Origin of the sequence: Sphingobium sp. Ant17 (genome assembly GCF_000588875.1) — a bacterium.
Classification (GTDB): Bacteria; Pseudomonadota; Alphaproteobacteria; order Sphingomonadales; family Sphingomonadaceae; genus Sphingobium.
The window spans coordinates 1-8,349 of record NZ_JEMV01000112.1 but is presented as its reverse complement, the minus strand read 5'-3'; the positions used below and the strand labels follow the sequence as shown (position 1 = coordinate 8,349).

6 protein-coding genes and 2 pseudogenes are annotated in these 8,349 nt (G+C 63.3%); all 8 read right to left on the bottom strand.

The features are described 5' to 3' along the window. Positions 1-519: pseudogene (locus tag BF95_RS24005) on the bottom strand (beta-ketoacyl synthase N-terminal-like domain-containing protein); the annotation flags it as partial. A gap of 4 nt (positions 520-523) precedes the next feature. Further along, a pseudogene (locus BF95_RS24000) lies at positions 524-1,304 on the bottom strand (enoyl-CoA hydratase/isomerase family protein). Further along, complete coding sequence (locus tag BF95_RS23995; protein WP_043155189.1) at positions 1,304-2,065, bottom strand: 3-hydroxyacyl-CoA dehydrogenase; 762 nt, start codon at positions 2,063-2,065, stop codon at positions 1,304-1,306. The pseudogene BF95_RS24000 and the gene BF95_RS23995 overlap by 1 nt, the downstream one beginning before the upstream one ends. A 20-nt stretch (positions 2,066-2,085) precedes the next feature. After that, complete coding sequence (locus tag BF95_RS23990) at positions 2,086-3,270, bottom strand: acetyl-CoA C-acyltransferase (protein WP_043155187.1); 1,185 nt, start codon at positions 3,268-3,270, stop codon at positions 2,086-2,088. 11 nt (positions 3,271-3,281) lie between these two features. Then, positions 3,282-4,406 (bottom strand): acyl-CoA dehydrogenase family protein, encoded by a 1,125-nt coding sequence (locus tag BF95_RS23985; RefSeq protein WP_043155191.1) that lies wholly within the window; start codon positions 4,404-4,406, stop codon positions 3,282-3,284. A 423-nt stretch (positions 4,407-4,829) separates the two neighbouring features. Next, complete coding sequence (locus BF95_RS23980; protein ID WP_043155185.1) at positions 4,830-5,816, bottom strand: alpha-ketoacid dehydrogenase subunit beta; 987 nt, start codon at positions 5,814-5,816, stop codon at positions 4,830-4,832. Continuing rightward, positions 5,813-6,808: a thiamine pyrophosphate-dependent dehydrogenase E1 component subunit alpha gene (locus tag BF95_RS23975; protein ID WP_043155183.1), complete on the bottom strand. Its 996-nt coding sequence runs from the start codon at positions 6,806-6,808 to the stop codon at positions 5,813-5,815. The genes BF95_RS23980 and BF95_RS23975 overlap by 4 nt, the downstream gene beginning before the upstream one ends. Positions 6,809-7,285: 477 nt before the next feature. Next, positions 7,286-8,230, bottom strand: a complete 945-nt coding sequence (locus BF95_RS23965; RefSeq protein WP_161774419.1) for an FAD-binding protein — start codon at positions 8,228-8,230, stop codon at positions 7,286-7,288. Positions 8,231-8,349: the final 119 nt, after the last annotated feature.

Genomic DNA, 8,349 nt, shown 5'->3' with positions numbered 1-8,349 from the left:
CGGCGGGTGAAACCATATTTATGGGCGATCAATCTGCGCGCCATGAAACTGACTGAACTCGGCCACGCCATAGCGGTTCTGGATGCTTTTGGGCCATGGCCCGATGCCGACACCGGCAGCGGCATGAAGCTGATAGTTGGACCCCATCGGCACCCGCGTCATGCTTTCCGCACCCGCGGCAATCACCAGATCCTGCGTGCCGGACATGATCGCCTGCGCCGCGAAATGCAGCGCCTGTTGCGAAGAACCGCATTGCCGGTCGATCGTCACGGCGGGCACGCTGTCGGGCAGCTTCGACGCCAGCACCAGATTGCGGCCAAAGGCAAAGGCCTGCTCGCCTGCCTGACTGACGCAGCCGACGATGACATCCTCGATCGCGGCGGGATCGACGCCCGTGCGATCGACCAGCGCATTGAGGATGGTCGCGCCCAGATCGGCGGGATGCACGTCGATCAGGCCACCCCTGCGGGCACGGCCACCGGCGGTACGGACGGCTTCTACGATATAGGCGTCGGCCATGGTCTCAAACTCCCCTGAAATTGGCGGGGCGTTTTGCAAGCAATGCGCTCAGCCCCTCTTCGCTTTCCCGTCCCGCGCCTGCCGCCGCCATGCTCCGCAATTCGCGGTCCAGCTGCGTCTCCAACCCGGTTTCGAAACTATCGGCCAGCAGCGCGCGGCTGGCTGCCAGCGCCGCCATCGGCGCATCGGCGAGCGCGGTGGCGACGCGCAGGCCTTCGTCGGCCAACGCTTCATCATCGACAATCCGCGTCACCAGCCCGATCGCCTCGGCCTCCTCCGCCTTGATCCGGCGGTTGGTCAGGATGATCTCCTGCGCCTTGCGCAAGCCCACCAGACGCGGCAACAGCCAGCTTAGGCCACCATCGGGCGTCAGGCCAATCGCGCCATAGGCCGCGGTAAAATGCGCCGACCGCGCTCCGATCACGACGTCGCCCAGCATCGCCAGGCTGAACCCCGCGCCCGCAGCCGGGCCATTGACCAGCGTCACTAACGGCTTGGGCGCGCGCGCCAGCCGTGCAATCGCCGCATGAAGTGTCGCGATCAGTTCGCTCAAGACTTCCGGGCGTATCCCAGCGSCCGCGAGCACTTTGCACATCGCCACCCGCACAGAATAAACGACCGCTGCCCGTTATCACAATACAGCGGATCGCCGCGTCGGTCTGGCAGCGGATCGCCGCCGCCAGCAGCGCGCGCGCCAGCGGCAGGGTGATGGCATTGCCAGCCTCCGGCCGGTCGAGCATGATCCGCCCGATGCCATTCTCGACGGTAAAGGCGATCCCGTCCATCAGCGCGGCGCCATGCGGATTGCGCCATCCAGCCGGATGACATCGCCATTCAGCATCGGATTGCGGATGATGGACTCCACCAATTGCGCATATTCGGCGGGTTTACCCAGGCGACTGGGATGCGGCACCTGCGCGCCCAGCGCGTCCTGCACATGCTGCGGGAAGCCTTCGAGCATGGGGGTGAGGAAAATGCCCGGCGCGATCGTCATGACGCGAATCTTATGTTGCGCCAAGTCGCGCGCGATCGGCAAAGTCATGCCGACGACGCCGCCCTTCGACGCGCTATAGGCCGCCTGCCCAATCTGCCCGTCATAGGCCGCGACCGAAGCGGTGTTGACGATGACACCGCGCTCGCCGTCAATCTCTTCCGCCGCAGCCAGCCGCGCGGAGAATTTGGAGATGACGTTGAACGTGCCGATCAGGTTGACGGTGACCGTCTTGGCGAAGACATCAAGCGGATGCGGCGCATTCTCCTTGCCCACGATTTTGACCGCAGGGGCGATCCCCGCGCAATTGACCAGGATGCGCGCAACGCCATGCGCGGCTTCGGCCGTGTCCAGACCGGCCGCGACGCTGGCGTCATCAGCGACATTCACCGACACATAGACGCCGCCCAGTTCCGCCGCGACGGCCTGGCCCGCTTCCTCGTTGAGGTCAAAGATCGCGACCTTCGCGCCCTGCGCCGCCAGCATCGTCGCGGTCGCCCGGCCAAGGCCCGAAGCGCCGCCCGTCACAATGGCCGATAAACCGTTGATATCCATAACGTCCAACCCCTAAACTATCAGACCAGCTCGATCGCCATCGCCGTCGCTTCGCCACCACCAATGCACAGGCTGGCAACGCCGCGCTTCAACCCGCGCGTTTCCAGCGCACCGATCAACGTCGCAACGATGCGCGCGCCCGATGCGCCGATCGGATGGCCCAAAGCGGTCGCGCCGCCATTGACGTTCAGCTTCTCCGCCGGGATGCCCAATTCCTTCGCCGCAATCATCGCAACAACGGCAAAGGCTTCGTTGACCTCGAATAGATCGACATCGTCCACCGACCAGCCTGCCTTTTCCAGCAGCTTGCGCATCGCCGGAACCGGTGCCGTGGTGAATTTGGATGGCGCATGCGCGTGCCCTGCGGTCGCGACCACGCGGGCGACGACTTTCATGCCCTGCTTGTCGGCGACGCTCTGGCGCGTCATCACCAGCGCGGCCGCACCATCCGAAATGGACGAGGCGTTGGCCGCCGTAATCGTGCCATCCTTGACGAAGGCGGGCTTGAGGCCGGGGATCTTGTCCGGCCGTGCCTTGCCCGGCTGTTCGTCGGTATCGACGATCGTATCGCCACCCCGGCCCTTGACCGTCACCGGCATAATTTCCCGCACGAAAGCGCCGCTGCCGATCGCCGCATTGGCGCGTTCGAGCGAGCGGATGGCATAATCGTCCTGATCCTGACGGGTGAACTGATAATCGCGCACAGCTTCCTCGGCGAACACGCCCATCGCCTTGCCCGGTTCGTAGGCATCTTCCAGCCCGTCCATCATCATCGTGTCGATGATGCGATCATGGCCGATCCGCGCGCCGCCGCGATGTTTGGGCAAAACATAGGGGGCATTGGTCATGCTCTCCATCCCGCCCGCGATCACGACATCGACCGCGCCAGAGCTAAGCGCTTCATGCGCCATGATCGCGGCCTGCATCCCCGATCCGCACATCTTGTTGACGGTGGTGGCTTCGGTGTTGAGGCCAAGGCCTGCGCCCAATGCCGCCTGCCGCGCCGGCGCCTGCCCCAGACCCGCTGGCAGGACGCAGCCCATATAGATGCGATCGACTGCATCGACGGAAACGCCCGCCCGCTCGACCGCCGCCTTGACCGCTGCAGCGCCCAGTTCCGTGGCCTTGAGGCCCGACAAGGCACCCTGGAACCCGCCCATCGGCGTGCGGGCATAGCTGGCGATGACTACCGGATCGTCCTGCATATCAATTCCTCTCAAAGACTGCGCGCGATGACCATGCGCTGGATGTCCGACGTGCCCTCGTAAATCTGGCACACGCGCACATCGCGATAGATTTTGGCGACACCATATTCTTCCAGATAGCCATAGCCGCCGAGCGTCTGGAGCGCGCCCGACACGATCTGTTCGGCCGCTTCCGACGCAAACAGCTTCGCCATCGATGCTTCGGTCAGGCATGGCAGGCCCGCATCCTTGACACGCGCGGCGTTCAGCACCAGTTGCCGCGCCGCTTCCAATTCGGTGGCGAGATCAGCCAAGCGAAAGCCCACCGCCTGATGCTCGATGATGGGCTTGCCGAAACTGCGGCGCTCCTTGGCATAGGCGACCGCAATCTCCAGCGCCGCCTGCGCCATGCCGACGCATTGCGCGGCGATGCCGATGCGCCCCGTCTCCAGATTGGCGAGCGCAATGCGATAGCCCTGTCCCGGCTGGCCGATCAGCAGATCATCCTTGACGAACATATCATCGAACCGCAGCGCGCAGGTGTCCGACGCGCCCTGCCCCAGCTTATGTTCGACCTTGTCGACGCTGAAACCGGGCCGGTCGGTCGGTACGATGAATACAGACAGACCCTTCTTGCCTGCATCGGGATCGGTCACGGCGGCGACCATCACTAATCCGGCAATCTTGCCCGACGTGATGAACTGTTTGGATCCGTTAATGCGCCAGCCGCCCTCGACCTTGGTCGCGCGGGTGCGCACGGCGGACGCATCCGATCCGGCATCGGCCTCGGTCAGGGCAAAGGCACCAATGGTCCGCCCACCGATCAGGTCGGGCAGGAAACGCGCCTTCTGCGCTTCATCGCCATCCTTGAGCAGGCCGGACACGAGGATCGAATTCTGGATGGAAACGATGGTGGACAGCGCCCCATCCGCCGCCGCCAGTTCGACAAGGGCCAGCGCGTAGGACACCGTGTCCGTCTCCGCCCCGCCATAGCTTTCCGGCGCTGTCATGCCCCATAGGCCGAGTCCCGCCATCTCCTCAAACAATGCAGGCGGATAGCCGCCCTCCGACTCGAAGCGCACGCTATGTGGACGGATGGTTTCCTGCGCGAAACTGCGCACCGTATCGCGAATGGCCGTCTGAGTTTCCGTCAGCATAAAACCCATTCGTCTCCTATCTACTCATCGGTATATTGATTATTAGCGGGTTTCTTGTCAAGAGTGGAGTGGCAAGGAGGAGCGGGCGACCGGCATCCGCGCGCGATGTATAAGGTCAAGGTGAGCCGCGCGGCCAAGGGCCTGATCGCGCGCATCCCAACGCCGCCGATTAGCGACCGCATCTATTGGTGCTAAGGGGCGATAAACGCGCATTATATGAGGCGGTCGTAGCCAAGGCGATGGAGGTGGAGCAGCAGATTTGCAGCCGCTTCGCAAAGACAGAGCTGAATCCGTTCGCGGCAATGTTGCGCAGATTGATGCGATCGTTTTGGCGTTGGGCCTGTCGAACCGCACACCATCCGGCAATTGATGGACCGGTATAAAAAGGGCACCGTTCCTCAGCGGACTGGTCCCCTGCTTATGTCAGGACATTAAGGCCTTGACCGTTTCGACCACCCGTTCCGGCGAGACGATATAAGCGTCTTCCAACACCTTGGCGAAGGGCACCGGCGAATAAGGCGCGCCAAGCCTGCGGACCGGGGCCTTCAACTGACCGAACAGTTCTTCGGCTATGGTCGAAGCGATTTCGCCGCCGGGTCCGAAATGGCGCACCGCTTCATGGGCGATCACCGCACGCCCTGTCTTGGCAACCGACGCCAGCACGGCTTCCTTGTCCCAGGGCGATACCGTGCGCAGGTCGATTAGTTCGACCGAAATGCCAGCCTCTGCCAAGGGGGCGAGCGCCTGCTGACAGCGGATGACCTGCGAGGACCAGGAGACGATGGTGACATCGGTCCCTTCCTGCACCACCCGCGCCTTGCCCAAGGAAATGGGGCCAGAATCGTCGGCTACTTCGGCAGGTATGAAGAGCGATCCCGCAGATTCGATGAAAATGCACGGGTCGGGGTCTTGGATGCAGGACAGCAACAGGCCTTTATAATCCACCGGGTTGGACGGCGCGACCACCTTGATCCCGGCCGCGTGCGCGAACCAGCCTTCGAGATGATCGGCATGTTGGCCTGCCGTCTGCCAGCCAGCGCCAGTCAGCGTGCGGATGGTGATCGGCACGGTGCTTTGCCCCCCCGACATGAAGCGCAGCTTGGCGGCATGGTTGAAGATCATGTCCATCGCGACGGCGGTGAAGTTCATCAGCATGATTTCGGCGACGGGCTTGTAGCCCGCCAGCGCCGCGCCGATTGCCGCGCCAATGATCGCCTGTTCGGAAATGGGCGTCGATTTGACGCGGTCATCACCGAATTTGGTCGACAGGCCCGCCGTCGCGCCGGTGACGCCGCCGCCTTCCCGGTCAGCGATATCCTCGCCCAGCACGATCACCTTGTCATCTTCCGCCATGGCCTGATGCAGGGCTGCGTTTACGGCTTGGAGGCTGTTCATCTTCTTGGCGCTCATGCCGGGATCTCCTGCGCAAAGACATCGCGACGCAATTCGTCCACCGAGGGCAAGGGGCTGGCGAGGCCGAACTCCTGTGCGTCCTCGATCTCGGTTTCGATCGTCGCCTTCATTTTGGCCAGCGTCTCTTCGGTCGCGTGGCCCTGGTCGATCAGCCAGGCCTTGAAGGCGGGCAGCGGGTCTTTTTCGATCGCGGTGGCCTTTTCTTCCTTGGTCATATATTTGTCATCGTCGCCCAGCACATGCCCATGGAAGCGGAAGGTCTTGCATTCTAGCAGGGTCGGGCCTTCGCCATCACGCGCGCGCGTGATGGCGTCATGGGCCGCCGCGAACATGGCCAGCGGGTCGTTCCCGTCGACCGTATGGCCGGGCATGCCATAGCCGATCGCGCGCTTCGAAATGAAGTCGACCGAGGTGCCGTTTTCGTAGCGCGTATGTTCGGCAAAGCCGTTATTCTGGCACACGAAGATCACAGGCAGCTTCCAGACGGACGCGAGATTGAGCGATTCATGGAAGGCGCCAATGTTGGACGCGCCGTCACCGAAATAGGCGATGGTGACGCGCCGCGACCCGTCCAGCTTTGCCGCCCAGGCGAGGCCATTGGCGATCGGCATGGAGGAACCGACGATACCGGTCGTGACCATGACGCCGCTTTCGGGGTGGGTGAGGTGCATAGGGCCGCCCTTCCCCTTGCAGGTGCCATGGACACGGCCGGCAATTTCGGCCCAGAGCGGGCGCAGCGGCATATCCTTGGCCACCATGTCGTGGATGCCGCGATAGATGGTGCAAATCTTGTCGTCGTCCGTCATCAACGATGAGAGCGTGGCGGGGATGACTTCCTGACCGCGCGCGGAATAATAGGGCATGACGAGCCGCCCAAGCCGGATGGTCTTGCGGATGGCGTCATCATTGCGTTCGATGCGGATCATGCGCCGGTAGATGTCTACCAGCTGGTCCGGGGTCGGCGCCGGGGCGTTGCTCAGCTCTGCCATAAAGTCCTCAGATGGCCAATGGGATGCCCCTGCATTGGCCGTTGCGGGGCGAGGGTCAACTCGCCGGGGCGATATGTCGATGCAGGCTGGGACCAATGCCCGGAAGGCGGCGTTGATGCCCCGAAGCACATAGCCATTTCGCCCCACCGATATGCGCGCGCTGCCCTTTGCGCGGCGCGCGCGGGGGGCATTCTCGACGAGAAAGGAAGGATTTTATGACCAAGGACAAGCGCGACGTCAGCGAGCGGACGGACCGGGTACTGCAACTGGAAGCCGAGCTGGAGGCTGAGGGCGCAGCGACGATGCAGGGAGAGGAACTGGACCATGCCCGCGCGATGCTGCACCAATGGGTGGAGAGCGTGGTGGCGGTGGTATCCTCGCCGGGGGTCGGACGGGTGTCGCTGATCCATGCCGATGGCGGCGAATCACGTATCTCTTCGCCAGCCCTGCCCTATCTTCTGTCCCGACCGGCGCGCTTTACCGATCAGGCTGATTATCAAGCCCCGCGGCGTGGCGGGCGGCGATATAGCCGAAGACCAGGGAAGGACCGATGCTGGCCCCCGCGCCGACATAGACATTGCCAATGACCGATGCGGTGGTGGTGCCGGTGGCATAGAGCCCAGCGATCACCTGGCCTTCGGCCTTGATCACACGCCCGCACGCGTCAGTAACGACGCCGCCATAGGTGCTGACATCGCCGGGCACGACCGGCACGGCGTAGAATGGCCCTTTGTCGATCGCGCCCAGGGCTCTTTGGGCGGAAAAGGGATCGCCGACGAAGCCGCAATTGTCATAGGCGCGGGCACCCCGCTGGAAATCCTCGTCCACGCCCTTAGCTACAAAGCCGTTCCAGCGGGCGACGGTGGCGTTCAATGTAGCGGGATTGACCTTGATGCTGCTGGCCAGTTCGGCGATCGTGTTGGCGGTGTGGAGATAGCCGCTTTCGATCCAGCCGTCGGGGGATTGTCTTGTCGATATATTTGCCCGCGATGGCGTAAAGTTCGACATAGTTGCGGTCGACGATCGCCCCAGCTTTGGGGATGGCGGGGGACTAGCGCGTTTTCGCTTGCGCATGGTTTCGCAATAAAGTTCGTAGCTGCCGCCCTCGTTCATATAGCGCTGGCCGCTCTGGTCCACCAATATGGCGTGGGGCTTGCCGGTCATCGATTGCGCGCCTGGTGCGACATAGGTTYGATCCCAACGCGCGGGCGTCATCTGATAGCCGACCAGCTGGTCCATCTGCGCCAAAAGACCGCCGATCCGTTCCAGTTCCTGGTGCATGTCGCCGGTATCGCCTTCGGGCGTCTGTGACCATAGGACGCTGGTGCCGGGCATATAGCGATCGCGCATAGCCTGATTTTGCGAGAATCCGCCCGCGTTGATGAGGATACCAAGCGCGCGCCGATACGCCAGGCCTTGCATCCCGCTTCGTTTCGACGCCGGTCGCGGCGTCATCGGCGATGATGATCTGGCTGACGGGGGCGTTCAGCCTTATGTCCACGCCTGCGGCCAGGGCGGCCTTGAGCATCCGCCCCTGCAGC